Here is a 25,269-nt window from a genome sequence, read left to right as displayed (position 1 = left end):
CGCCGGCGCCACTGGGCCATCGCCCTTGGGGTTGAGGATCGCGTGGAACAGGGTGTTCAGCTGCCCGGCGACTTCGGGCAGCAGCTGACCGCGCACCGGGACCAGCCCGTCCCGGCACACACCGAGGGTGAGCCCTCGTTTGCGGAGCGCGCGTGCCTCCCGCGGCTCGGTGCCGTCTTGATCGAGGAACATCGCCCACACCTGCGCCTGCACCCGCAACTCGTCCGCGCACGGCGCCGGCCCGCCATCGCACCCTGCCCCCCGCGCGGCAGCGGCCAGCTCCGCGTCGGCCGCCAACCGCGCCTCGGGCGCACACCCCGCCCCCTCCAACGCACCGACCACCGCGACCAGCCCGTCGATGCCGACCGCGCCCGAGGCCAACGCTTCGCGCATCGCGGGATACGCCGCCGGCAGCACCTCACCGGTCGTGATCGCGACCGGCCGGGCCACCGCCGCCGCACCGCGCAGCACCTCCCCCACCGCCCGGGACGACTGCCGTGTCACCCGCTGCACCAGCTCCTTCACCGACCGGCACCCGTGCACGGTGGTGATCCGCTCCGCGTGCGGGGCAGCATCCGCCCGCCCGGGACGACTGCCGTGTCACCCGCTGCACCAGCTCCTTCACCGACCGGCACCCGTGCACGGTGGTGATCCGCTCCGCGTGCGGGGCAGCATCCGCCCGCTCCACCACCTCACCCACCACCGCGACCAGCAGCGCATCAGCCAGACGCGACACCGCCGAAACCCGCGCCGCCACCGCCAACAGCTCCTCGTCACCCGACAGCCGCAACTCGCCNCACCACCGCGACCAGCAGCGCATCAGCCAGACGCGACACCGCCGAAACCCGCGCCGCCACCGCCAACAGCTCCTCGTCACCCGACAGCCGCAACTCGCCACGGTCGAACACCCCCGCCACGGCGCCGCCGAGCACACGCTCCACCTCACCAAGAGTGTCGACAACGGCTTCCATACCCGAAGCCTGCCACCACCCACCGACATTCCTGGCGCGGAAAACCCCCAGATCAACGAACCAAACCAGACCTGCGGAAAGTCTGATCTCGACCATCCTGTGGAGGAGGCGCCCATCACGCGTGGCAGACCGATCCCCCCGCCGAAAACCCAGAAGAGCGGCCCCGGAGGACCGCTCTTCTGCAGTGGTGCACCCCCTGGGACTTGAACCCAGAACCCACTGATTAAGAGTCAGTTGCTCTGCCGATTGAGCTAGAGGTGCGTGATCCGCCGAGAGGCGAACCGAGGGTCAACATTAGCATCACGATTGCGTCACCGGAAATCGAGGTCACCACGAGCCGGATATCCTGGATCGCGTGACTTCCTCCCCCTCTGCGACGCCCTTCGACGCGCCGTACGAGGGTGATCTCGGCGCCGAGCTGGAGCTCGCACTGCGCCTCGCGGACGCCGCGGACGCGGCATCCATGAGCCGGTTCGACGCTCCCGACCTCGAGGTCTCGACGAAGGCCGATGCCACGCATGTGACCGAGGCGGATCTCGCCACCGAGCGCGCCATCCGTGCGCTGCTCGAAGCCGAGCGTCCGGGCGACGGCGTCTTCGGCGAGGAGTACGGGGTCAGCGGCGATGCGCAGCGCCAGTGGATCATCGACCCCATCGACGGCACTGCCAACTACCTCAAGGGCATCCCGATGTGGACGACCTTGATCGCGCTCGCGATCGACGGGATCCCGCGTGTCGGCGTCGCGAGCCAGCCGGCCATCGGCCGCCGCTGGTGGGCGGCCACAGGCCTCGGCGCCTGGACCAACACCCCGTCGGGAGAACCTCGTCGGCTCGCCGTCTCGTCGATCGCCACGATCGCCGAGTCGAGCGTCAGCTTCCAGAGCATCGGACAGTGGCGAGACGCCGGCGAGCTCGACGCTCTCGAGCGACTGACGGCTGCGGTGTGGCGCGACCGCGGCTACGGCGACGCCTGGCCGTACATGCTCCTGGCCGAGGGTCGCCTGGAGTTCGTCGCCGAGTTCGGCGTGAAGGAGTACGACATCGCCGCACTCGTGCCCATCGTGACCGAGGCCGGTGGCCGGTTCACCTCGTACGCGGGCAACGACTCGCTCTCGGAGCGCTCCTCGCTCGCCACCAACCGTGTGCTCCACGGCGCGTTCCTCGATCTGCTCCGCTCCCCCTGACGCACGACCTCCTCCCCCGAAACCCTTCCCGGAGACCGCTCGATGCCCCCACGACACCGACTCGGCACCGCGATCGTCCTCGCGCTCGCCGTCACGTCGCTGGTGACGGCGTGCGCCGGCCCGCCACCGGCTCCTCAGGTCACCGAGACCACAGCGGGCACTCCGACGGCCTCGGCGCCTGAGCCCTCACGGACGCCGACCGTGGACGCGGCAACCGAGGATCCGACGTGCGAGACCCTCATCGGCCCCGAGATCGTGGCCGACTTCGAGAGCGTCGGCTGGACCGCGCAGGCTGAGAGGCTCTACATCGGCGATCGGATGCTCGAAGACGGCCTCCAGTGCGTGTGGGCGGACTTCGAGGGACCGGCGGGCGACAATCTTCAGATGTTCGGATGGGGCACGATCCCGGCCGACGAGGCGTCCGAGTCTCAGGAGTGGCTGGTCTCCCAGGGCTGGATCCGCGAGGACTCCGAAACCGGCATCTACATCACCACGCCGAAGGGCACGGCGATCGTCGTCGACGACGAGGGCTACGGCATGACCTACCTCTTCGGCGACGGATGGGTGAAGTTCGCCGACACGAAGCAGGGCATCCTGCTCATCGAGTGGCCGAAGTCCTGAACTGAGCGGCGAACTGACCGCCGTCGCTTCCCCGGCTCCGCGGTCACGCCCCCGGCGACAGGTCGGGGAGCGCGCGTCGGCCGAACTCGTGACGCAGCGCGCTGCGCGCGGCGAACCAGCCCACGAGGCCGTGGACGCCGGGGCCGGGAGGGGCGGATGCCGAAGCCAGGTACACACCGGGAATGGGCGTTCGCCACGGATCGACGCTGAAAACCGGCCGCCGCACCATCTGCCACAGCGTCGGCGCTCCTGCTGCGATGTCACCTCCCGGGTAGTTGGGGTTGTGCCGCTCGACGTCGACCGCCGTGCGCGAGCTCGTCGCGAGGATGGTGTCGCGGAAGCCCGGCGCGAACCTCTCGATCTGCGCGGTCACGGCCTCGCGCCGATCGACGTCGCTGCCCGTCGGCACGTGCGTGTAGGTCCAGAGGACGTGCCGTCCGGCAGGAGCCCGGCTCGCATCGAAAAGGGAGGGCTGTGACACGAGCACGTAGGGACGTTCGGGCAGGCGGCCGCGATTGACCTGGTTCTCCGCGGCGGCGACTTCGGCCCGCGTGCCGCCGACGTGGACCGTTCCGGCGGCGCGAACGTCGGGATCGGCCCACGGCACCGGCGCGCTCAGCGCGAAGTCCACCTTCGCGACGGCGCCGCCATAGCGGAACGATTCGAGCGCGCGACGGTAGCGCGACGGCGCGGCGTCGCCCGCGAGTCGGAGCAGTGCACGCGGGGTGACGTCGAGCATCCTCAGCCGGGCCGGCGGCAGCTGGGCGAGCGACGTGATGTCGTGGTCGAGGACGAGTTCCCCACCGTGAGCGCGCAGATCGGCGACCAGCGCGTCGACGATCGCCTGGCTCCCGCCGATCGGGATCGGCCACCCCCGCGCGTGGGCGTAGGCACCGAGCGCAAGACCGGCACCGGCGGCAGCGACGCTGGGCTGAGAGAGGATCGTGTGCGCCGCCACTCCCGTCAGCAGCGCCGGCGCCGCGTCCTCGCGGAACCGGAGATTCCACGCCGCACTGCCCTGCTCGAGAGCGCGCACGCCGAACGTCGCGGCCGTCACCGGGTCGGTCGGGACGCGCAGGAGCGGCGATCCCGTGAAGTCGGCGACTCTCGTCGCGTGGCGTACGAGAGGCCCCATGAGCGATTCGTACGCGCGGCCGTCGCGGCCCAGCTCGTCGCGGGTGCGCGCCAGGTCGCGGTAGGCGAGCGCCGCGCGGCCTCCGTCCAGAGGGTGCGCGTAGGAGAGGTCGGGGGTGACGAACTCGACGCGGTCGCGCAGACCGAACTCGCGGAAGAACCGGGACTCGAAGGCGAGCGGATGCACCGCGGAGCACACGTCGTGGTGGAAGCCGGGGAGGGTGAGCTCGCGCGTCGCCGCTCCCCCGCCGGCCCGGTCCGCGCGCTCGTAGACGCGCACGTGCAGGCCCGCGCGGGCGAGCGTCACCGCGGCGGCGAGCCCGTTCGGGCCCGCGCCCACCACGACCGCGTCGAGGTCTGCGCCTTCTGCGCTCACGTCGAGTTCGCGTCCTCTCCGCTTGCCGTCATCTCTTGCTCGGCGGTCGTGACGCGCTGCGAGCGCACGGCCATCCCCTCAGCAAGGTACGCCAGTCGATGCAGTGTCTCGGTGTTTCGCCAGTGCAGCAGCACGTCCATGATCGGCGCGGGCACATACCGCCCGGGCCCGGCCACCGCCTCTTCCTGGATGCGGACGACGCACCCGTCGCCGCGCTCCTTCACGTCGATCGTCACGCGCGCCTCGCCGATCGGCCAGCCGCGCGCCCGCATCACCAGGTGCCTCGGCGGCACGCTCGCCTCCACGACCGTGCGGTCGTCGATGAGCGCCGGCCAGACTCCGAACGAGTGGTGCAGCTGCGCGCCCGGTGCCGGCCACGTGTCGTCGACCTCGCGCATGCGCGATGCGCCGACGACCCAGGACGGGTAGAGCCAGCCGTCCGCGAGGACGCGGAACACCTCCTCCGGCGTGCAGCGCAGCATCCTGGTGTTCCGTGACATCCGTTCGCCTCCTCGGGTGATCTGCTCCGACGGTACGAGCGACGGATGCTGCCGTGCAGGCGCTTGCGCAGGTGCCGGCCGTGTGCTCACGAGGCGTGTCGGACCCGGCCAGGGCGAGACAGGGATCGGCGATCCCTGGGTGAACCCGCCCTGAATCCGGCGGCGGTGTTCCCCGACGCTGGGATCATCCCACCGACAGACAGGAACCCCATGCCGAAGATCCTCGACATTCCCGTGCCCGACCTCTCCGGGCGCCTCGCCGTCGTCACCGGTGCGAGCGACGGCGTCGGCTTCGAGATCGCCGCGCGCCTCGCACGCGGCGGCGCCGACCTCGTCCTCCCCGTGCGCAACCGCGCGAAGGGCGAGGCGGCGGCGGACCGCATCCGAGAGCGCACGCCGGATGCCGGCATCCGGATCCGCTCGCTCGACCTCGCATCGCTGGAATCCGTCGCCGCCTTCTCGAGAGAGGTTCTCGACGACGGCCGCCCGATCGACATCCTCATCGCGAACGCCGGAGTGATGACACCCCCGACCCGGCAGCTCTCCGTCGACGGTCACGAGCTCCAGCTGGCGACCAACCACCTGGGCCACTTCGCGCTCGTCGCGCACCTGCTCCCGCTGCTCATCGCCGGTCGTGCGCACGTGACGAGCCAGATCAGCGTCGCGGCCGACCAGGGCGCGATCAACTGGGACGACCCCGACTGGGACCGGGGCTACGACGCCATGAAGGCGTACAGCTCCTCCAAGATCGCGTTCGGCCTCTTCGCGACCGAGCTGCACAGGCGATCGGATGCCGCCTCCTGGGGTCTGCGCAGCAACCTCTCCCACCCCGGCGTGACCCCGACCAACCTCCTCGCCGCACAGCCGGGCATGGGACGCCCCGACGACACCGCGGCCGTGCGATTCATCCGCGCGATGTCTCGGCGCGGGCTCCTCTTCGGCACGCCGCAGTCGGCCGCGCTCGCTGCAGTGCATGCCGCAACCAGCCCCGTCGCGCAGGGCGGTCGCCTGTACGGCCCGAGCGGCTTCCGGCATCTGAGCGGCCTTCCCGCCGAGCAGCCGCTGTACACGCGGCTGCGCAGCGAGTCCGAGGCGCAGCGCGTGTGGGAGCTGTCGGAGCGCCTCACCGGGGTGCGCGTCGCCGTCTGATGCCAGAGGCGGATCATCGATCCCTGGCTCGCGGGCGCGGCATGACGCAGACTCGAAACGTGGACAGAGCACAGCTGGCGGATTTCCTCCGTCGCCGCCGCGCGACCCTCCAGCCGGAGGACGTCGGCCTGCGACGGGGTCCTCGACGACGTACCGAGGGACTCCGCCGTGAAGAGGTCGCCGCTCTCAGCGACATGTCGACGGACTACTACAGCCGCCTCGAGCAGAGCCGCGGCCCCCAGCCGTCGGAGCAGATGCTCGCCGCTATCGCGCGAGGGCTGCGGCTGACGCTGGAGGAACGAGATCACCTCTTCCGCCTCGCGGGCCACACCGCTCCGGCTCGCGCCCTGCGCAGCGAGCACGTCTCCCCCGGACTCATGCGCGTGCTCGACCGGCTCGCGGACACCCCCGCACAGGTGATGACCGAGCTCGGCGAGACGCTCGCCCAGACGCCGCCCGCGCAGGCGCTCTTCGGCGACGAGACGCGCTTCGAGGGGTTCCGGCGCAGCGTCGGGTACCGCTGGTTCCTCGAGCCCGGCGCGCGCGACGTGTACCCGGCCGACGACCACCCGATGCACTCGCGGTCGTTCACCGCCGACATCCGCACCGTCTACGCGAAGCACGGTCCCCGATCGCGCGCCGGTCAGATGGTGCGGGCCCTCCTCGACGAGAGTCCCGAGTTCGCCGAACTGTGGGAGGCGCACGAGGTGCGCTCGACGCACCCGCGCGAGAAGCGGCTGCAGCATCCCGAGGTCGGCGTGATGGACATGCAGTGCCAGATCCTCCTCGATCCCGAGCAGGGCCAGACGCTGCTCGTGCTGACGGCGACGCCCGGCACCGAGAGCTACGAGAAGCTGCAGCTGCTCTCCGTCATCGGCACGCAGGAGGTCGGTTCGGCCCGCTGAGGCTCGGTAGGGTCGGGAGAGCGCCGCACTGCGCGCGCCCGAGCATCGGAGGTCGGCGATGGAGCATTTCGACACGATCGTGGTGGGCGCCGGCGTCTCCGGCCTCACAGCCGCCCGGCTGCTGACGCGGCACGGACGACGCGTCCTCGTGCTCGAGGCGCGGGATCGCGTGGGCGGGCGCGTCTCGACCGACCACCGGCTGGGGCGCGCGACCGACATGGGCGCGTCGTGGATCCACGGCGTCACGGACTCGCCCGTCGCTGCGGCCGCGGAGGCGTTCGGCATGCGCACGGTCGAGTTCACCGTCGGCGGCTATCAGCCCGACAGCCGCCCGATCGCGCACTACGGGCCGGACGGGGTGCGGCTCTCGGCCGAGGCCGCCGCGAGCTACGTCGCCGACATCCACGCGGTCGACGCGACCCTCCGCGACGTGGTCGCCGAGTCTGCTCCGGATGCCTCCTACGGCGACGTCACCGAGCAGGCGCTGGCCGCTCAGGGGTGGGACGAGGAGCGCACGCAGCGTGTGCGGGAGTATCTCGAACATCGCTCCGAGGAGCAGTACGGCGCCTGGATCGACGACCTCGCGGCCCACGGCCTCGACGACGACTCCATCGACGGCGACGAGGTCGTCTTCCCGGACGGGTACGACATCCTTCCCCGCCGCCTCGCGGAGGGCCTCGACATCCGCCTCACGCACGAGGTCTCGCGCGTTCTGTGGTCGCCCGACGGCGTGGTCGTCGACACCGACTTCGGCTCGTTCGGCGCCGACACCGCGATCGTGACGGTCCCGGTGGGGGTGCTGCAGTCCGACGAGTTCGTGATCGAGCCGCCGCTCCCCGAGCCGGTGGCGGGTGCGCTCACCGGCTTCGCGATGAACGCGTTCGAGAAGGTCTTCCTCCGGTTCGCGACGAAGTTCTGGGACGACGACGTGTACGTCATCCGTCAGCAGGGTCCCGAGGGACGCTGGTGGCACTCGTGGTACGACCTGACCGCGCTGCACGACGAACCCACCCTGCTCACCTTCGCCGCCGGGCCGGCGGCCGTCGAGACCCTCCACTGGTCCGAAGAGCGCATCATCGAATCGGTGCTCGAGCAGCTGCGGCGGCTGTACGGGGACCGCGTCCCGAAGCCGACGCACGTGCACGTCACCGACTGGCAGGACGACCCGTTCTCGCACGGCTCCTACGCCTACATGACCGTGGGGTCGCGGACCGAGGACCACGACACCCTCGCCACTCCGATCGGCGGCGTGCTCCATCTCGCCGGCGAGGCGACCTGGACCGACGATCCGGCGACGGTGCCCGCAGCGATGTTCTCGGGCCACCGCGCAGCGGCGAACGTGCTCGGGCGGGACGTGCCCATCGAGGATGCCTGGGCGGAGCGGACGGCGACGGACTAGTCGCTACCCGCGCAGGGGCCTCCGCGGCGGCCTCACGCGCAGACGCGGAAGCGGCGCCCCTCGAACCCGACGATGTCACCGAGCTGCAGCTGCCGGCCGCGGCGGCGATCGACCTCGCCGTTCACCGTCACGAGGCCGTCGATGATGACTTCCTTCACGTCACCGCCGGAGTCGAGAACGCCGGCGAACTTCAGGAACTGCCCCAGGCGAATCGCCTCGCCGCCGATCGGGACATCGTCGACGGGGGCGGGTTTCGTCATGCTCGAAATGCTAGCGGACAGGCGATCGCGCCCAGCCCCGGACCCCACCGGTGCGAGGATCGAGCACGCAGTCAGGGGAGGAAGTTCTCTCGCGCGAGCGGTGCGATCTCCAGCTCGTCGGCTTCCGCACGCGCGACCCACCGCAGCTCCTCGATCTCCGCGCCGATCACCGGCGACTGATCGCGGATGTCGACCTCGAAGACGTCTGCCACCACCAGGAATCCCGGCTCGTTGGCCGCCGCCGCGGTGAACAATCCGAGCGGACGCAGGTCCGCGGCATCCACCGACAACCCCAGCTCCTCGAAGAGCTCGCGGCTCAGCGTCTCGGCCGGAGTCTCGTCGGGCTCAGGCTTACCCCCGGGCTGCATGAGGGCCGTCGTGCCGGCCTTGCGCACCAGCAGCAGCTCGTCGCGGTCGTTCACGATGACCGCCGCAGACACGCGGATGCTGCGCGCCGGAGCGGGCGCCGGGTTCGAGGTGCTCACGAAGGCACGCTAACAGGAAGAGCCGAAGCGGCCCGGCGTAGAATCACGTGTGCTTCCCGATTCCTCCGCGCCTTCCGACGTGCCGCCGAGCGGCATCGACCCCGACGATCTGGCGACCACCCTCCAGGTGCTCGCCGGCATGGCCGGTGTCGACGAGAGCCACCCCGACTACATCGCCGTGCGTCGTGCGACCGCCGCGATGTTCAAGGCCGTGAAGAAGGAGCGCCGCCGCGAGATCCGCGAGGCGATCGCCATCGCCGACCGCGCGGTCGTCGCGGCCACGGCCACCGGCGCGCCCGACCGCATCGACGACGAGACGCGCGGCATCCCGATCTCGAGCTCGACCGACGCTCCGACGGCCGGCACCCTCCTCAAGGCGCGCCCCTGCTACATCTGCAAGCAGCCCTACACGGTCGTCGACGCGTTCTACCACCAGCTCTGCCCCACCTGCGCGGCGATGAGCCATGCGAAACGCAACGCGCGCACCGACCTCACCGGCAAGCGCGCGCTGCTCACCGGCGGTCGCGCCAAGATCGGCATGTACATCGCGCTCCGGCTGCTGCGCGACGGGGCGCACACGACGATCACGACCCGCTTCCCGCGCGACGCCGTGCGCCGCTTCAGCAGCCTGCCCGACGCGCCGGAATGGATCGACCGCCTCAAGGTCGTCGGGATCGACCTCCGGGACCCTGCCCAGGTGATCGGATTGGCTGAGGATGTCGCGGCCGCCGGCCCGCTCGACATCCTCATCAACAACGCGACGCAGACCGTGCGCCGCTCCCCCGGCGCGTATCAGCCGCTCGTGGACGCGGAGCTGGCTCCGCTGCCGTCCGGCCCGCTCCCGGAGCTCGTGACGTTCGGACACACCAACGACCGTCATCCGCAGGCCCTGGAGCGCTCGGTGACCGCGCACCCGATCCTCGCGGCAGCCGCCGCGCGTGCCGATGAGCTCACCGAGCAGGCGATGGCACCGGGTTCGAGCTCGCTCGAGCGCCTCGCCTCCGGTACGGCGATCGACGCGGGCGGGCTCATCCCCGATCTCGACCACTCGAACTCGTGGGTGCAGAGCGTCGAGGAGGTCGATCCGCTCGAGATGCTCGAGGTGCAGCTCGCCAACACCACCGCGCCGTTCCTGCTCGTGTCGAAGCTGCGCAGGTCGCTGGCGGCAAGCCCCGCGCGGCGCACCTACGTCGTGAACGTGAGCGCGATGGAGGGTGTGTTCAATCGCGGGTACAAGGGTCCGGGGCACCCTCACACGAACATGGCCAAGGCGGCCGTCAACATGCTCACCCGCACGAGCGCGCGCGAGCTGTTCGAGACCGACCGCATCCTCATGACCAGCGTCGACACCGGCTGGATCACCGACGAGCGCCCGCACCCGACCAAGGTGCGCCTCGCCGAGGAGGGCTTCCACGCGCCGCTGGACCTGGTCGACGGCGCGGCGCGCGTCTACGACCCGATCGTGCGCGGCGAGGCCGGCGAGGACCTGTTCGGCGTCTTCCTCAAGGATTACGCCCCGGGCCAGTGGTGAACCTGCCCGAGCCCGGCCATCGCGTGGTCGTGCGCTACATGCTGCCGACCGGGCAGGCGACCGACGCGCTGGGTGAGCTTCTGAGCGCGGATGCTGAGACGGTCACGGTCGACGGAAAGCGCGGCGTCGAGCGCATTCCCCGCAGCGCGATCATCGCCGCGAAGGAGGTCCCTCCCCCTCCGGCCCCTCGCCCGCGGCGCCATCCGTCGTCCCCGGCGTGAACCTCAACGTTCTACCGCTAGACCGCGTCCACGCGTTCATCCATGTCCGCCAGCGGGTGCGCGTGCTTGTCCAACCACAGCTCGATGTCATCCAGCGGCGGCGGCGCCTCTCCCGCGACCAGCCGAATGTATCGGTCGCCTTCGTCCGCGGTGGCATACAGGTCGTAACCGTTGAGCGCGTAGAACGCCCGCACCAGATACCAGCTCAGCCGCTTGCTGCCGTCCAACAAGGGGTGGTCGAGGTTGAGCGCGCGCAGGAGCACCGCGGCTTTTCGGTGCAGCCCCGGATAGATCTCCTCGCCGAACACCGGCAGCGGTGCGCCGAGCGCGGACAGCGCCAGCCCGCGATCCCTCCAGTGCCACCCCTCCGACTCGACGAGCATGTCCACGTCGTCGGGTCGAAGGTACTCCGTCACCGGCTGAGCCGGTCGAGCAGGTCAGCGTCCCGCACGCGCGTCTGATGAAACGACGCAGCGACCGCCGCCCTATGGGAGTTACGCGCAGCCATCTCGGCCAACGCGCTCTCGACCACCTGTGTCTTACTCTGCCCGGTGGCCGCCACGAGCTGGTCCAGGTTCTGCTCGCCCGTCTCGGACAAGCGAAGTGTCATCGGCATCGTGTGCTCCTTCCGTGCTTCCTAGGTATCACGATGATACCAGTCAAGTCCCTCAGTGGACTGGGGCGATTTGTGGGCGCTAGGGTCTCGCAGCGCATCGCCGAAAACGAACAAAGGCCTCGAAACCCGCGCGATTACGCGGCTTTCGAGGCCTTGTTCTGTGACAGCGGATCGTGGAGATGGGGGGAATCGAACCCCCGTCCATCGCTGGGATACTGCGTCTTCTCCGGGCGCAGTCTATGAAAGCGTTCTGCTCGGCTCCGACCTTTGTCACAGACACCTAAGTCGACGAGCCCAGTCTGGAAAGAGTCCCGCGTGACGTCCAGACGCCGTCACGCAGCAAGTCCCCTAGATGACGCCAGGGTCCGTAGCGGGAACGCCTACGGTCTGACGGAACTCAGGCTCGCTTAGGCAGCGAGGGCGAGTTCAGTGCGCTTTGGTTCGGCACTTATTGGTTTGCAGAGAGCGTTTACGAGATAACTCTGCATCCTCGGCCCGCTTCTCGCAGATTCGCAGGCGATGTCGAAACCGATCATCCCCATGGAACCTTCTCGCGAAGGGCCGCTGTCACACTGTGGAGTTTCCAAACCCGGAGCCGAAGCATCCGAGCACATCAGGATACAACGGATGCCGCGCCCCCGCCATTCCGCGCGGGCTCGACCGGGCTCAGCCGACGGGTTCGAGGACCACGATCGGCGTCTCGCGGGTGCGCAGGCGCGCCAGCGCGTCGAGGTCCGACCCCTCCTCCAGTCCGCGGAACACGTCCCACAGGCGCTCGCGCTCGGCGCCCGTCGCCTCCCGGGCGCGCACTCGTCGCTGCGAGCCGGGCAGGTCGACGGTCGCCTCCGGATTCGCGCGCAGGTTGATCCACCACGCGGGTGGCGGCTCGTCCCACCCGTTCATCGCCATCGTGATGAGGTCGGGACCGTCCTCGAAGTACGCGACGATCGCCACACGCTCTTTGCCGGTGCGGCGGCCCGTCGTGTGCAGCCGCATCATCCCGTAGACGGTCGGCGTGGGCCGACGCAGCCCGAACCTGCCGCGGGTCAGGCGATAGAGGCCGCGATGCACGACCCAGGCCGTGCGGATGAACCACCGCGGCGGGATCCGCGCGGAGCCCGACGGGGTTTCGGTCACGCTGAGCATCCTCCCGGGATCGCCGTCGCCGCACAACCGGCGAAGTAGAGTCGGCGGCATGAGCGAAGTCGTCATCACCGTCCGAGGCGAGCACGAGACCCGCATCGCCCCCGAGCGCGCGGTCGCCCACCTCACGATCCGCGCCGAAGGCCCCGAGCGCGGCGCGGTCGTCGAGCGCATGGCCGCCTACAGCGAGCCGGTGCGTGACGACCTGGCCAACCGGAAGGCGGCGGGGACCGTCGCCGAATGGACGAGCCAGCGCGTCTCGGTATGGTCCGAGCGGCCCTGGAGCGCGGACGGCACACGCCTCGCCCCCGTCCACTACGGAACGGTGGACTTCACGGCCACCTTCACCGACTTCGCGGTGCTGTCGTGGTGGGCCGGCGAGGTCGCCGAGCGTGAAGGCGTACAGCTCGGCTGGATCGACTGGCAGCTCACGCCCGGCGCCCGGGCCTCGGTCGAGCGCGAGGTCGCCGCCGGCGCCGTGGCGGTCGCCGTCGCGCGCGCGAACGCCTATGCCGGCGCGATCGGCCTCGGCACCGTGACGCCGCTCGAGATCGCCGACCTCGGCCTGCTCACCCGCCACGACTCCCCCGAGTCTGCGCCGGCGCCGCGGATGCTCATGGCGAAGGCGCAGTTCGCCGCCGACAGCGGCGGCGGCCCGGCGGTGCAGCTGCAGCCCGAGGACATCGTCATCACCGCAGCGGTCGAAGCCCGCTTCGCCGCACGCTGACCGTCTTCGCCGCGGTGCGGCGCGGCATCCGCTCTAGTCGCCCAGGCGGTTGCGGGCGCGCATCGCACGCTCCGCCTCGCGCTTGTCTTCGCGCTCGCGGATCGTCTGGCGCTTCTCGTACTCGCGCTTGCCCTTGGCCACCGCGATCTCGACCTTCGCGCGGCCGTCGTTGAAGTACAGCTTGAGCGGCACGAGGGTGTACCCACCCGCCGAGACCGCGTGCGAGAGCTTCACGATCTCGTCCTTGTGGAGAAGCAGCTTGCGGATGCGCTTGGACGCGTGATTCGTCCAGTGACCCTGTGAGTACTCCGGGATGTGCACCGCGTCGAGGAACGCCTCGCCGTTCGCGATGTACGCGTAGCCGTCCGAGATGTTCGCGCGACCCTGTCGCAGCGACTTCACCTCGGTTCCGGTCAGCACCAGGCCCGCCTCGTACGTCTTCTCTATCTCGTACTCGTGGCGCGCGCGACGATTGGTCGCGACGACCTTCTCCCCGCGTTCCCTGGGCATGACCGCTCCATTCCGGTTGCTGAGCTTGTCGAAGCACACCGTGCGGGCGCACGGCAGCCGTTCAGTCTACCCCTGACGACACGCCCGGCGTGCAGCCGAGTGAGATCAGGCGCGCAGCCAGCGCCGGATCGCGAAGCTCGCGGAGAGTCCCGCCAGCACGACGCCGATCACGATCAGCACGGGAACGACGAGCCAGGCATCGGCGAGCGAGACCCACGTGGTGACGAACTCCACGCGGCCGCGGAGGTACTGGTCGACCCCGAAATGCACCCCCGCGATCACGGCCGCGCTGGCCAGGAGCGAGCCGATGAGCGCCGCGAACACGCCCTCCAGCACGAACGGGGTCTGGATGAAGCGATTGGATGCCCCGACCAGGCGCATGATGCCGAGCTCGCGCCGTCGCGCGAAGGCCGAGAGCCGGATCGTGGTCGCGATCAGCAGCACGGCCGCGATGAGCATGAGCACCGCGATGCCCACGGCGATATAGGTTGCGACGGTCAGCGCCGAGAACAGCGGCTCGAGGTACTGGAGCTGGTCCTGGACCTCCTCGACGCCGTCGGTTCCCGCGAACGCTTCGATGATCACGTCGGACTGGTTCTGGTCGATCAGATTGATCCAGTACGTCTCGTTGAGCTGGTCGGCAGTGATGACGCTGGCGTAGTCCTCCCCGAGCAGCTCGATGACGTTCTGATAGGCCTCTTCGCTGTCTTCGAAGCGCACATCGCGGATGAGCGGCGACAGCGCGGGGCCTTCGAGCTTCTCCTGCACGGCGGCGAGCTGCTCCTCGCTCGCCACCCCCTCGGTGCATGTGGGCGCCTGCGAGATCGCGGTGCACATGTAGATCGCGACCTGGGCACGGTCGACCCAGAAGTCCTTCATCGTGCCGATCTGCATCTGCATGAGGATCGCGGCGCCGACGAACGTGAGCGAGACGAAGGTCACGAGCACGACCGAGATGACCATCGAGGCATTGCGACGCAGTCCCGTGAAGGCCTCGCCGAGAATCAGTCCGACCCTCATGACGTCGGCCCCACTTCTTCGTCGTCGCCGGTCTCGAGCCCGAGGCGATCGGCGAGGCCGAGCTCGGCGAGGTCGACCTCGGGGATATCGGCGACCGGGATCGGCTGCGTCTGGGTCGCGGGCTTCGGCGCGGGAGTCTGCCTGGCCGGCGCCGCGGCGGGAGCAGGATCGTCCGCGGAGGCGGGTTGCGGTGCGGGCGCGGGCTGCGCGGCCGGTGCGGGCGGGGGAACCCGCTCAGGTTCCGTCTGCGGCGCGGGTTCCGCTTCGGCCGGCGCGGCATCGGGTGCGCTCGCGCCGCCGGCGGCGGGGTCGGAATCGTGGGAGGTGCGAGCGGATGCCGCTGCCTCTGCACCCGCGGTGGGCGCGGCATCCGTCGACTCCTCATCGAAGACGAGTGTCGGATCGAGACCGGCCTCGGCGGCGGCAGCGGCCTCACGCTGCACCTCCAGGACTGCGGTGAGCGCCGCGACGGCGGCGGCGCCGCGCTCCTGCTCGGGAGCGAGGCTCGGCAGGCCGGATGTGTCGCCGTAGCCGCCATGGCGCTCGTCGCGCACGATCTCTCCGTGACGCAGCTCGATCACGCGGCGCTGCATCTGGTCGACGAAGCCGGCTTCGTGCGTGGCCATCACAACGGTCGTGCCGCCCCCGTTGATGCGGGCGAGCAGCTGCATGATGTCGACGGATGTCCCCGGGTCGAGGTTTCCGGTCGGCTCGTCGGCGAGGAGGACCTGGGGCCGGTTGACGAGGGCGCGGGCGATCGCGACGCGCTGCTGCTCGCCACCGGAGAGCTCGTGCGGCAGACGCTTCTCCTTGCCGTCGAGACCGACGAGTGCGAGCACCTCCGGCACCGTCTGCTGGATGTACCCGCGCGAGGACCCGGTCACCTGGAGCGTGAAGGCGACGTTCTGGAACACGGTCTTGCCCGGGAGCAGCCGGAAGTCCTGGAACACCGCCCCGATGTGACGACGGAAGTACGGCACCTTGCGGTTCGACAGTGTGCGCAGGTCGCGGCCGAGCACGACCACGCGCCCGTCGGACGGAGACTCCTCGCGCAGGACCATGCGCAGGCACGAGGACTTCCCCGATCCGGAGGCGCCGACGAGGAAGACGAACTCCCCGCGCAGCACCTCGAAATCAACGTTGTTCAGGGCAGGCCGAGAGGTGCCCCTGTAGCGCTTCGTGACGTTCTCGAACCGGATCATGGCCTAACGAGCCTAAGCGGGCGCCATCGCCACGGCCCCTGCGACACCCGGAGAGTCCGGTGGATCCCGTCCCGCTCTCCGCGCTGGTGCGGGTGCTGCGCCCGGCAGGTGGACGCGAAGGTGGCGGGATCTCGCAATGTCGTAGGTATGTTCTAATGTCGTGCGCATGGAGATGAACCTATCCACCCCTGACGACATGGCCGCGGATGTGCCGCCGGATCCCGAGTGGGAGTGGTGTGCGCGGTTGCCGGAGGTTGCGGAGTTGGTGGAGTGGGTTCCGCCGGTTCCGGATGATGTGGGCTTGGTGACCGAGGTCGCGGGGATGATGGCGGTGTTCGCGGCGGAGCAGTTCAGCCGTGTGGAGGGTCTGCGTCGCAACGCGCTCGCGGACGCGGGCCGGTATGGAGTCGTCGCGGGGATCGTGGAACGGTCGGTGCGGCTGGAGTTGGCCGCGGCGTTGCGGATCACCGAGCATGCCGCGGGGATGCTGCTGGCCCGCGCCGAAGCTCTGGTGCACCGATATCCGGCCGCGTTGGACTCGCTCGGGCAGGCGCGGATCACGGAGCGGCACGCGCAGGTGCTGTTGGAGCTGCTGGATGCCGCCACAGCGGACGTGCGGGAACGGTTGACCGGGCGGGCGGTGGAACTGGCGGAGGAACTGCCGGTGGGCTCGTTCCGGCGTGCTCTGCGGCGCCTCATCGAGACCGAGGAATCCGCGACACTCACCGAACGGCACAAACACGCCCTGATGCAGCGGCGGATCCTGGTCGAACCGGCCGCGGACGGGATGGCCTGGCTGCACGCCTTCCTGCCTGCGGTGGAGGCCCACGCCATCCACGGCCGGCTCACGGCGATGGGGAAAGTGATCGTGGGGCAGGAGACGGAGACCCGGTCGTTGGATGAGGTGCGGGCGGACATCCTCGGAGACCTGCTCATCGAGGGTGTCATGACCGGCCACCCGGTCGAGGTGTCCCGGATCCGTGCGAGTGTCGCCGTCACCGTTCCCGTGCTGGCGCTGCTCGCCGAGGACGACGCCGACCGGCACGACCAGGGCCACGCCCCCGCCACGGTCGACGGCATCGGGCCCATCCCGCTCTCCGTGGCCAAGGAATTGTGTGGTGGTGAAGAGTCCTGGATGCGGGTCCTCACCCACCCCGAAACAGGCATGGTCCTCTCCGTCGGCCGCACGCAGTACCGGCCCCCCGCCGCACTCCGGAAACTGATCCGGTGGCGGGCCGAGACCTGCATGGCCCCCGGCTGCGCCATCCCCGCCCACCGCTGCGAAATCGACCACAACATCGCGTGGCACCACGGCGGTCACACCGCGCTGAGCAACCACGCACCCCTGTGCACCGGCCACCACACCCTCAAACACCATGGCGGCTGGAGCGTCCAACACCTCCCCGACCACGGCGGCGCCCTTCAATGGACCTCACCCACCGGCCGGCAATACCTGGTCACGCCCCAACGACCCGTCCCCGTCTTCACACCCACTTCCGACGCGCACACCCGGAGCGCCCGCTACACAGATGCACCGTTCTGAGGCAGGGTCAACCAGGCAGCGTCAGCCAGGCAGCGTCAGCCAGGCAGCGTCAATCAGGCATATCGACCGGGCACCGTCGACGGGTCAGTCGTCGTCCTTGCGCTTGCGCCAGCGGATGCCCGCGGAGATGAAGCCGTCGAGGTCGCCGTCGAACACGACGGCGGGGTTGCCCACCTCGTGCCCGGTGCGCAGATCCTTCACGAGCTGCTGGCCGTACAGGAAGTACGAGCGCATCTGGTCGCCCCAGCTCGCCGTGATGACGCCGGCGAGCTCCTTCTTCTTCGCGGCCTCCTCCTCGCGCTGCAGCAGCATGAGGCGGGTCTGCAGCACGCGCATCGCGGCCGCGCGGTTCTGGATCTGCGACTTCTCGTTCTGCATCGACACGACGATGCCCGACGGAAGGTGGGTGAGGCGCACGGCCGAGTCGGTCGTGTTGACCGACTGCCCGCCGGGGCCCGAGGAGCGAAAGACGTCCACACGGATGTCGCCCTCGGGGATCTCGACCTCGACGGCCTCTTCCATCACCGGGATCACCTCGACGGCGGCGAAGCTCGTCTGGCGCTTGTCGGCGGAGCCGAACGGGCTGATCCGCGCGAGGCGGTGCGTGCCGGCCTCGACCGACAGCGTGCCGTAGGCGTAGGGGGCGTCGACCTCGAACGTCGCGGACTTGATGCCCGCACCCTCTGCGTACGACGTGTCCATGACCTTCACGGGGTACTTGTGGCGCTCCGCCCAGCGCAGGTACATGCGCATGAGCATCTCGGCGAAGTCGGTCGCGTCGTCGCCGCCCGCGCCCGAGCGGATCGTGACGACGGCGGATCGATCGTCGTACTCGCCGTCGAGCAGCGTCTGCACCTCGAGCTGGCTGATGATGTCCTCGAGCTCGGCGAGTTCGCGACGAGCCTCCTCGGCGGAGTCCTCGTCCTCCATCTCGTTCGCGAGCTCGATGAGCACGTCGAGATCGTCGAGGCGCTGCTCGATGTCGGTGAGTCGCTTGAGCGATGACTGCCGGTGGCTGAGCGCGCTCGTGACCTTCTGCGCCTTCTCGACGTCGTCCCACAGATCGGGTGCGCCGGCCTCCTCGCTCAGTCGCGCGATCTCGCTGGTGAGCGCCTCGACGTCCACGACCGCCTTGATGTCGGCGAACGTGGAGCGCAGGGCCTGGATATCGGCGGACATATCGAGTTCGAGCATGACACTCCAGACTAACGTGGATGCACGTGAGCGAACGCCCGGATTCCCCGCCCGTCCGGGAGGTCCTGTGGCGGTTCGCTCCGATGATCTACGGACCCACGGTGCTCTTCGCTCTCGGCGAGGGCGCCGTCATCCCGCTGATCCCCGTCATCGCGGCGCAGCTGGGAGCAGACGTCGCGACGGCGGCTCTCGTGGCCTCCGCCCTCGTCGTCGGCCAGCTGTGCGGCAACATCCCCGCCGGCTGGGCCGTGGCCCGCATCGGCGAACGGCTCACGATGGCGATCGCCGGCCTCCTCTCCCTCGGCGGCGCGATCGCCCTCGCCTTCGCGCCCTCGCTCGGCGTGTTCGCGGCATCCATCTTCCTGATCGGCTTCTGCGCGGCCGCTTTCGGCCTCGCTCGCCACTCCTTCATGACGACGCGCGTACCGCTGGCCTTCCGGGCACGAGCTCTGTCGCTGCTGGGAGGCACCTTCCGCCTGGGGATGTTCATCGGACCGTTCGTCGCCGCCGGCCTGCTGGCACTGTTCGGCGACCCGCACGCGGCGATCTGGTTCTTCGCGGCCTGCCTCGTCGCGACGATCCTGCTGGTGCTGCTCGGCCCCGATCCGGAATCCGCGATCCCCACCTCCGCCGCACGCGCCGACCGCAGGGGCGAGCCCGACCCGGTGGAGGACACCGGCGAGGCGATCACGGCCTCCCTGCGCGTCGCTCCCGGCGTCGACGGACAGCGCGCCGGCGTCTTCCGGACCATGTGGCACTTCCGGCGCGTGCTGTCCAGGCTCGGCCTGGCCGCGGCATCCCTCGCCGCTGTCCGTTCGGCGCGCCAGGTCGTGCTTCCGCTCTGGGGGGTGTCGATCGGCCTCGACGCTCAGACCATCGCCCTCGTCGTGGGCATCTCGGGAGCGATCGACTTCGCGCTCTTCTACGCGAGCGGCCAGGTCATGGACCGCTTCGGCCGGCTCTGGGCGGCCCTGCCCGCGATGGTCCTCATGGGGACGGGGTTCATCGCTCTCGCCTTCACGCACGACTCTGCCCAGAACGCGATGTGGTTCGCCATGTTCGCCGCGGTGCTGGGCGTCGGCAACGGGCTGTCCAGCGGCATCCTCCTCACGCTCGGAGCCGACGTCGCGCCGAAGGCCGATCCCGCGCCGTTCCTGGGTTCATGGCGCACGCTCACCGACGCCGGTGGCGCGGTCTCGCCCCTCCTCGTCTCGGGCATCGCCGCGCTGACCACCCTCTCTCTCGCGACGGGGGCGATGGGCCTCATCGGCCTGATCGGCGCGGTCGCGTTCGTCCGATGGGTGCCCCGGTTCGTCCCACGGTCCCGGCCGTGACCGAGCCGGTCCGGTTCTGCCGCAGCCGGAATCTCGGGCGTCGCTGCACGAGACCTCTCGACCACGCCGGCCTGCACCGGCACCGCACGATCATGTGGGCGGATGCTGCGTCCGACCCCGCCCGCTGCCCGGGATCAGGAGCCGTGGCGGCGCCGGCCGCCCCCTCCGCCGACGGCTACCCGCACGGTCGCGGCCTGTGCGCGCACTGCCTGCGCTTCGTCCCGCTCGAAGACGGGCACCTCCTCGCGCACGAGACCTCCGATCCCGGTGAGTCCGCGGACGAGACGGCGCGGCGCCGGGACTGGTTCAACACGGCCGGGTGAGTGCCCCGCCGACGGGCCGCGTCAGATCCAGGCTCTGCGCACGGCCTCCGCACCGAGCTGCATGCGAGTGGTGACGCCCGCGACCTCCATGAGGTCGGCGACGCGACGCTGGAGCGTGCGCAGCGAGATTCCCAGCTGGGCCGAGGCCGCGGCATCCGTCACCCCGAGCAGGAGCAGACGCAGCAGGTCGCGATCGACGTCCTCGGCGGTGTGGACGGCGGCGATCGGGAGGAACTCCGTCGCTGAGCGCCAGTACTCCTCGAAGATCGAGATCACGAGGTCGAGAAGGCCGCTGGGGTGGATGAGGAGAGCGCCGAACCCGGCCTCCTGAGAGTGGGCGCGCATGGGCACGAGGGCCATCTGATCGTCGGCGACGAACATGCGCGTGGGGAGCGTGGGAAGCACGCGCACCTCCTCGCCGATCGCCGACATCTCCCGCGCGGCGGCGAGGAAGCCGGGTCGCTCCAGCACCGCACTCTCGACGATCACCCGGTACCGCACGCCCCGCTCGAGCGCTCGATCCTCCTCGACGTTCTCCTCGCCGCTGAGAAGCGCGATCTCGTTCAGCACGAGCACGCGCACCTGCTGGCTCGCCGCCGCCTGCAGCTGCGCGACGCGCTGACGCACGGCGTCGTCGCCGAGCACGACCTCCACGACATCGGCGACGCTGCGCTGCTCCGCCGAGCGCCGGTAGAGGTCATTCAGCTCGACGAGCGCCTCATGAGCGCGCGTGAGACCGCGCTCGCGCTCGAGAAGCAGCGGCCTCAGTGCGACCGAAGGCGGGGACGCCACGAAACGGTCGCTGCTGGCAGCCTGACGCGCGAACAGGCCGAGGCGCTCGAGCTCCGCCACGATGGCCCGCACCCGCGGAGCCGACATGCTGAGCGCGGCCGCGATCTCGGGCACCGACGCCGACGTCTGCTGCACGACGCACCGGTACACCGCGGTGTGCGCGTCGTCGAGTCCGAGTACGTCGAGCATGGCGCCCTTTCTGGCGGATGGTGGCCATGTCACCTCTCCGCCATCACTCTAAGCGATTCCCCGTGTGAGGCTTCCAAGCGGATCCCCTACCCCCGAGAGGTTCAGCCATGCCCCGTCCCCTGACCACAGGCTGCCGCCTGCGTTCGATCGTCGCCGCCACAAGCGGTCTGGCGATCGGCATCGCCGGCATCGGCCTCACCACCCTGCCGGCGGCCGCAAGTTCCGTCGACGATCCCCCCGCCAGTCGCGCGGCCGCCGGCAGCTCCCACACCGTCACGCTGATCACCGGTGACCGCGTCACGGTGACCGATGCGCCCGGAGGCGCGCCCACCGTGCAGGTCGACACCGCCGTCGACGGCGCCGGCGTGCGCACCTACCAGGCCGGCGACGACCTGCACGTGATCCCCGACACGGCCATGCCGTACCTCGCGTCCGGCGTGCTCGATCAGGACCTGTTCAACGTGTCGCTGCTCATCGAGTACGGCTACGACGACGCATCCGTCGACGCCACGCCGATCATCGTCGAGCAGTCCGCTGCGCAGACGTTCTCGGCACCGCTGCCCGGTCTCGATGTGCAGACCGAGCTCGAGAGCATCGGCGCGGCCGGTGCGACCCTCGGCCACGCCGACGCCGCCGCGGCATGGCAGTCGCTCACCGCGGGTGCGAGCACCTTCTCGGCGACCCCGAGCCTCGCGGGCGGCATCGAAGCCATCCACCTCGACGGCAAGGTGCGCGCGACGCTCGACTCGAGCACCGACTACATCGACGCCCCCGAGGCGTGGGCCGACGGCTACACCGGCGAGGGCGTCACCGTCGCCGTCCTCGACACCGGCTACGACGACACCCACCCCGACCTGCAGGGCCGCGTGCTCGCGAACTCGAAGAGCTTCGTGCCCGGTGAAGAGGTCGCCGTCGACGCGAACGGCCACGGCACGCACGTCGCCTCGACCATCGCCGGCACGGGCGCCGCGAGCGATGGCACCCACCGCGGCGTGGCCGACGGCGCGCAGCTGCTCGTCGGCAAGGTCCTCGGCGCCGACGGATCCGGTCAGGACTCGTGGATCATCGAGGCCATGGAGTGGGCGGGTCAGAACGCCCCGATCGTCTCGATGAGCCTCGGATCCATGGAGGCCTCCGACGGCAAGGACCTCATGGCCGAGTCGCTCAACGCGATCGCCGAGGAGACCGGGGCCCTCTTCGTCGTCGCCGCCGGCAACGCCGGAGCCGCCGAAACGATCGGCGCACCCGGCTCGGCCGTCGAGGCGTTCACGGTCGGCTCCGTCGACGACCCGTCGGGCGAGCTGTCGTACTTCACCAGCCAGGGTCCGCTGTCGCGCTCGGGCGCGCTCAAGCCCGACGTGACCGGACCGGGCAGCGACGTCACCGCCGCCCGCTCGTCCGACAGCGGCGGAGAAGGCGCCTACGTCTCGATGAGCGGCACGTCGATGGCGACGCCGCACGTCGCGGGAGCCGCCGCGATCCTCCTCGGCGCGAACCCCGACTACACGACTGACCAGCTCAAGGCCGCCCTCGCCAGCACGGCGACCGACGTGGGCTATTCCGCCTATCAGGGCGGCAGCGGCGTCATCGACGTCGACGCGGCTCTCGAGGCTCCCGTCGTGGCCGACGGGTCCGGCGACTTCGGCATGCTCATGTGGGGCGAGGAGGCGACTCCGGTCGAGCGCGTGGTCGAGTTCACCAACCGGACGGATGCCGAGATCACGGTCACCCTCGAGGCGAGCCTCGTCGACACCACGCCGGGTCGCGAGGCCGGCCCGGCGGACGGCATCGCGTTCGACGCGCTCACGCTCGACGAAGAGTCGCTCACGATCGCCGCGGGCGCGACCGCCTCGGCGACGATGACCGTCGATCCGTCGAAGGTCCCCGCGGGCACGCAGCTGTCGGGCGCGCTCGTCGGCTCGGTGGACGGCACCGGCATCACCCGCACGGCGCTCGGCACGATCGCCGAGGCCGAGCGGTACGACCTCACGGTGAACGCGACCGACTTCGAGGGGAACCCCACGTCGACGTACGCGATGCTGTGGGACCCGGCGACGCAGTTCGCCGAGATGGTCTATGTGGACGGCACGACGACCCTGCGCCTCATGAAGGGCGACTACACGGTCATGTCCTACATGGAGCTCAACCGCACGCCCGACACCATCGCGATGGTGCTCACGGGTGAGCCGACGGTGAAGCTCGACCAGAACCGCACGGTGGCACTGGACGCGAGCAAGGCCGAGCAGGTCACGGTCGATGTGAAGCGCCGAGGACTCACCGCGGCCTACTCCCGCATGGACGTCAAGGTGAACGACTTCTTCGCCAGCGCCATGGCGCCGGTGTGGAACGACGAGCTGTGGGCCGTGCCGATGGTCGTCGACGACGCCGACTTCGGCTTCACCACGCGCTGGCGCCTGCAGAAGCCGATGCTCGCGGTGACGGCGGGCAAGGCGCGCCTCGACCTCATCGAGCAGATCGGCGGCACCTTCCGCGACCTCGAGCTGCGGTCGACGGCCGTATACGCGGGACTCGGAAGCGCGGCCGACTTCGCGAAGGCGAACGTGAAGGGCAAGGTCGCCGTGGTGGCCAGATCCGCCGAGGTGCCGGCATCCGAGCGCACCGCCAACGCGGCCGCCGCGGGAGCGAAGCTCCTCATCGTGGTGAACAGTGCGGACGGCGAGTTCAACGAGTGGGTCGGCTCTGCCGACTTCACCGCCAACGCGCCGATCCCGGTGGCGGGCATCAGCGGCGTGCAGGGCAAGGCGCTGCTCGACCAGATGAAGCGCCAGAAGGTCACCATCTCGGCCGTGGGCACGGAGTACAGCGACGTGATCTACGACATCGCCGAGTACGCCGACGGTGAGATTCCGACCGATCTGACGTTCGCTCCCAAGGACCTCGCGCGGATCGACACGCGATTCCACGGCCAGAAGGAGGACATGGCCGAGTTCCGGTACGACTACGTTCCGGGCGCGACGTTCGGCAACGGCATCCCGTACCGCGCCCAGCGCGGAATGGACCGGGAGGAATGGGTCAACACCGACGGCATCCGCTGGAACCAGTGGGTCGGGATCGAATCGGTCCGATGGGAGATGCGCGACAAGACCCGCAGCTACAAGGCGGGCCAGCGCACGGCGGCCGAGTACTTCGGCGGCATCGTGCGCCCGAACATCGGCGTCGGCTTCTGGGTCCCCTACCGCACGTCGGACTGGGCGCAGATCAACGTCCCGAGCTGGGCGGACGGCGGCAACGGCGACCGCACCGGCACGTTCGAGACCTGGGCCGAGCCGTCCACCGTCTCGCAGCTGACCGACATCTACATCGACGGCACGCTCGTCGCGCAGCGCGAGCACCAGGGTGCCAACCTGTACGAGCTGCCCGACGGCGAGAACCAGCTGTGGCGCGTGGTGAGCACCGCGACACACGACGGTTCGCATGTCGCAGGCTCGACGAAGACGGTCACCGACTGGACGTTCCGCTCGTCGGGCAAGCTCGGCGACTGGACGAACCGCCTGCTCCCGATGATGACCGCCTACTACGACGTCGACGTCAACGCGCAGAACAAGGTGGGCGAGGGCCGCAAGAAGGGCTCCGGCGTCTCACTGGGTCTCGAGGTCGGGCACGTCGCCGGGACCACCCCGGCCGGTGCGATCACCCACGCGACGCTCGAGGCACGCACCGCGGGTGGCCAGTGGAAGAAGATCACGCTGAACAAGGCGAAGACGGATGCCCCGACCGGTGCGGTCGAGGGAACCGGCGACATCTTCGTCCCATCCCGCGCGTGGGTCCGCGGCTTCTCGGCGCAGATCCCGGTGTCGGACAAGGGCGGCTGGGTCGACCTGCGGGTGACCGCGAAGGATGCTGCGGGCAACACGTTCTCGCAGACGATCGAGAAGGCGTTCCAGGCGACCCCTGCGAAGGGCGTCCGACGCTGATCTGAA

Annotated in this window: 26 protein-coding genes, 1 tRNA gene and 1 other RNA gene; 12 read left to right on the top strand and 16 right to left on the bottom strand. The window is 70.1% G+C overall.

The window, feature by feature from the left end:
* The 3 genes from ASD93_RS15220 to ASD93_RS15210 form a co-directional block, all read right to left on the bottom strand.
* On the bottom strand, window positions 1–525 hold a 525-nt coding region (locus tag ASD93_RS15220), incomplete at its 3' end, for a DUF222 domain-containing protein (RefSeq protein WP_235566985.1).
* A 272-nt stretch (window positions 526–797) separates the two neighbouring features.
* A partial coding sequence (locus tag ASD93_RS15215) for a hypothetical protein (protein ID WP_235566984.1) occupies window positions 798–1,067 on the bottom strand: 270 nt, incomplete at its 3' end.
* Between the two features lie 89 nt (window positions 1,068–1,156).
* Window positions 1,157–1,232: transfer RNA gene (locus tag ASD93_RS15210), tRNA-Lys, on the bottom strand.
* Window positions 1,233–1,326: 94 nt separating this feature from the next.
* On the opposite strand from ASD93_RS15210, the gene ASD93_RS15205 reads away from it, so the two are divergent.
* Window positions 1,327–2,154, top strand: a complete 828-nt coding sequence (locus ASD93_RS15205) for an inositol monophosphatase family protein (protein ID WP_056124880.1) — start codon at window positions 1,327–1,329, stop codon at window positions 2,152–2,154.
* Between the two features lie 42 nt (window positions 2,155–2,196).
* A complete protein-coding gene (locus ASD93_RS15200) occupies window positions 2,197–2,775 on the top strand; it encodes a hypothetical protein (RefSeq protein WP_056124878.1) in 579 nt (192 codons plus the stop codon).
* A 43-nt stretch (window positions 2,776–2,818) separates the two neighbouring features.
* On the opposite strand, the gene ASD93_RS15195 is transcribed toward ASD93_RS15200, so the two are convergent.
* Both ASD93_RS15195 and ASD93_RS15190 read right to left on the bottom strand, forming a co-directional pair.
* Window positions 2,819–4,285, bottom strand: a complete 1,467-nt coding sequence (locus ASD93_RS15195; RefSeq protein ID WP_056124874.1) for a phytoene desaturase family protein — start codon at window positions 4,283–4,285, stop codon at window positions 2,819–2,821.
* On the bottom strand, window positions 4,282–4,785 hold the full coding sequence (locus ASD93_RS15190) for an SRPBCC family protein (protein ID WP_056124870.1): 504 nt from the start codon (window positions 4,783–4,785) through the stop codon (window positions 4,282–4,284). The genes ASD93_RS15195 and ASD93_RS15190 overlap by 4 nt, the downstream gene beginning before the upstream one ends.
* Window positions 4,786–4,995: 210 nt before the next feature.
* Here ASD93_RS15190 and ASD93_RS15185 point away from each other — a divergent pair, with 210 nt between their 5' ends.
* From ASD93_RS15185 to ASD93_RS15175, 3 genes are read left to right on the top strand one after another with little or no spacing between them, the layout of a single operon-like run.
* On the top strand, window positions 4,996–5,934 hold the full coding sequence (locus ASD93_RS15185) for an SDR family oxidoreductase (protein WP_056124868.1): 939 nt from the start codon (window positions 4,996–4,998) through the stop codon (window positions 5,932–5,934).
* Between the two features lie 59 nt (window positions 5,935–5,993).
* The gene (locus tag ASD93_RS15180) at window positions 5,994–6,839 is read left to right on the top strand and encodes a helix-turn-helix transcriptional regulator (protein ID WP_056124865.1); all 846 of its coding nucleotides are present in this window, start codon (window positions 5,994–5,996) and stop codon (window positions 6,837–6,839) included.
* Between the two features lie 58 nt (window positions 6,840–6,897).
* The gene (locus tag ASD93_RS15175) at window positions 6,898–8,238 is read left to right on the top strand and encodes a flavin monoamine oxidase family protein (protein WP_056124862.1); all 1,341 of its coding nucleotides are present in this window, start codon (window positions 6,898–6,900) and stop codon (window positions 8,236–8,238) included.
* Between the two features lie 32 nt (window positions 8,239–8,270).
* On the opposite strand, the gene ASD93_RS15170 is transcribed toward ASD93_RS15175, so the two are convergent.
* Window positions 8,271–8,498 carry an RNA-binding S4 domain-containing protein gene (locus ASD93_RS15170; RefSeq protein WP_056124860.1) on the bottom strand — a complete coding sequence of 76 codons (228 nt, stop codon included), beginning with the start codon at window positions 8,496–8,498 and terminating at the stop codon, window positions 8,271–8,273.
* A 71-nt stretch (window positions 8,499–8,569) separates the two neighbouring features.
* On the bottom strand, window positions 8,570–8,983 hold the full coding sequence (locus tag ASD93_RS15165; RefSeq protein WP_056124857.1) for an NUDIX hydrolase: 414 nt from the start codon (window positions 8,981–8,983) through the stop codon (window positions 8,570–8,572).
* A 49-nt stretch (window positions 8,984–9,032) separates the two neighbouring features.
* Between ASD93_RS15165 and ASD93_RS15160 the strand changes: the two genes are divergently transcribed.
* A complete protein-coding gene (locus ASD93_RS15160) occupies window positions 9,033–10,514 on the top strand; it encodes an SDR family oxidoreductase (RefSeq protein WP_056124855.1) in 1,482 nt (493 codons plus the stop codon).
* A complete protein-coding gene (locus ASD93_RS15155) occupies window positions 10,508–10,735 on the top strand; it encodes a hypothetical protein (RefSeq protein ID WP_235566983.1) in 228 nt (75 codons plus the stop codon). The genes ASD93_RS15160 and ASD93_RS15155 overlap by 7 nt, the downstream gene beginning before the upstream one ends.
* A 17-nt stretch (window positions 10,736–10,752) precedes the next feature.
* Here ASD93_RS15155 and ASD93_RS15150 read toward each other — a convergent pair whose 3' ends face one another.
* The 4 genes from ASD93_RS15150 to ASD93_RS15140 all read right to left on the bottom strand — a co-directional run bounded on the left by ASD93_RS15150 (window position 10,753) and on the right by ASD93_RS15140 (window position 12,497).
* Window positions 10,753–11,124 (bottom strand): type II toxin-antitoxin system death-on-curing family toxin, encoded by a 372-nt coding sequence (locus ASD93_RS15150; protein WP_157536992.1) that lies wholly within the window; start codon window positions 11,122–11,124, stop codon window positions 10,753–10,755.
* Window positions 11,125–11,147: 23 nt separating this feature from the next.
* Window positions 11,148–11,351 carry a hypothetical protein gene (locus ASD93_RS15145; protein WP_056124848.1) on the bottom strand — a complete coding sequence of 68 codons (204 nt, stop codon included), beginning with the start codon at window positions 11,349–11,351 and terminating at the stop codon, window positions 11,148–11,150.
* A 171-nt stretch (window positions 11,352–11,522) separates the two neighbouring features.
* Window positions 11,523–11,891: a transfer-messenger RNA gene (gene ssrA, locus ASD93_RS15810) on the bottom strand.
* A gap of 126 nt (window positions 11,892–12,017) precedes the next feature.
* A complete protein-coding gene (locus ASD93_RS15140) occupies window positions 12,018–12,497 on the bottom strand; it encodes a nitroreductase/quinone reductase family protein (protein WP_056124845.1) in 480 nt (159 codons plus the stop codon).
* A 49-nt stretch (window positions 12,498–12,546) separates the two neighbouring features.
* Between ASD93_RS15140 and ASD93_RS15135 the strand changes: the two genes are divergently transcribed.
* Window positions 12,547–13,221, top strand: a complete 675-nt coding sequence (locus ASD93_RS15135) for an SIMPL domain-containing protein (RefSeq protein WP_056124842.1) — start codon at window positions 12,547–12,549, stop codon at window positions 13,219–13,221.
* Between the two features lie 33 nt (window positions 13,222–13,254).
* Here the strand turns inward: ASD93_RS15135 and smpB are convergent, their stop codons facing one another.
* The 3 genes from smpB to ftsE form a co-directional block, all read right to left on the bottom strand.
* A complete protein-coding gene (gene smpB / locus ASD93_RS15130) occupies window positions 13,255–13,731 on the bottom strand; it encodes an SsrA-binding protein SmpB (RefSeq protein ID WP_056124917.1) in 477 nt (158 codons plus the stop codon).
* A 105-nt stretch (window positions 13,732–13,836) separates the two neighbouring features.
* Window positions 13,837–14,751 (bottom strand): permease-like cell division protein FtsX, encoded by a 915-nt coding sequence (gene ftsX / locus ASD93_RS15125; protein WP_056124839.1) that lies wholly within the window; start codon window positions 14,749–14,751, stop codon window positions 13,837–13,839.
* Complete coding sequence (ftsE, locus tag ASD93_RS15120) at window positions 14,748–15,953, bottom strand: cell division ATP-binding protein FtsE (RefSeq protein ID WP_056124836.1); 1,206 nt, start codon at window positions 15,951–15,953, stop codon at window positions 14,748–14,750. The genes ftsX and ftsE overlap by 4 nt, the downstream gene beginning before the upstream one ends.
* 166 nt (window positions 15,954–16,119) lie before the next feature.
* Here ftsE and ASD93_RS15115 point away from each other — a divergent pair, with 166 nt between their 5' ends.
* Window positions 16,120–17,496, top strand: coding sequence for an HNH endonuclease signature motif containing protein (locus tag ASD93_RS15115; RefSeq protein WP_235566982.1), 1,377 nt, complete (start codon window positions 16,120–16,122; stop codon window positions 17,494–17,496).
* 84 nt (window positions 17,497–17,580) lie between these two features.
* Here ASD93_RS15115 and prfB read toward each other — a convergent pair whose 3' ends face one another.
* Window positions 17,581–18,690, bottom strand: a complete 1,110-nt coding sequence (gene prfB, locus ASD93_RS15110; protein WP_056124832.1) for a peptide chain release factor 2 — start codon at window positions 18,688–18,690, stop codon at window positions 17,581–17,583.
* Between the two features lie 20 nt (window positions 18,691–18,710).
* On the opposite strand from prfB, the gene ASD93_RS15105 reads away from it, so the two are divergent.
* Entirely contained in the window at window positions 18,711–20,024 is a 1,314-nt protein-coding gene (locus ASD93_RS15105; RefSeq protein ID WP_082569415.1) for an MFS transporter, read from the top strand.
* Window positions 20,021–20,347, top strand: coding sequence for a hypothetical protein (locus ASD93_RS15100; protein WP_056124830.1), 327 nt, complete (start codon window positions 20,021–20,023; stop codon window positions 20,345–20,347). The genes ASD93_RS15105 and ASD93_RS15100 overlap by 4 nt, the downstream gene beginning before the upstream one ends.
* A gap of 21 nt (window positions 20,348–20,368) precedes the next feature.
* Here ASD93_RS15100 and ASD93_RS15095 read toward each other — a convergent pair whose 3' ends face one another.
* Window positions 20,369–21,328 (bottom strand): TrmB family transcriptional regulator, encoded by a 960-nt coding sequence (locus ASD93_RS15095; RefSeq protein ID WP_056124827.1) that lies wholly within the window; start codon window positions 21,326–21,328, stop codon window positions 20,369–20,371.
* Between the two features lie 107 nt (window positions 21,329–21,435).
* Here ASD93_RS15095 and ASD93_RS15090 point away from each other — a divergent pair, with 107 nt between their 5' ends.
* Window positions 21,436–25,263 (top strand): S8 family serine peptidase, encoded by a 3,828-nt coding sequence (locus ASD93_RS15090; RefSeq protein WP_056124824.1) that lies wholly within the window; start codon window positions 21,436–21,438, stop codon window positions 25,261–25,263.
* The last annotated feature ends 6 nt before the right edge of the window (window positions 25,264–25,269 follow it).

This window comes from Microbacterium sp. Root180, from assembly GCF_001428485.1.
In the GTDB taxonomy this organism is placed as follows: Bacteria; Actinomycetota; Actinomycetes; order Actinomycetales; family Microbacteriaceae; genus Microbacterium.
This window is presented reverse-complemented; position numbering and strand designations above follow the sequence as displayed.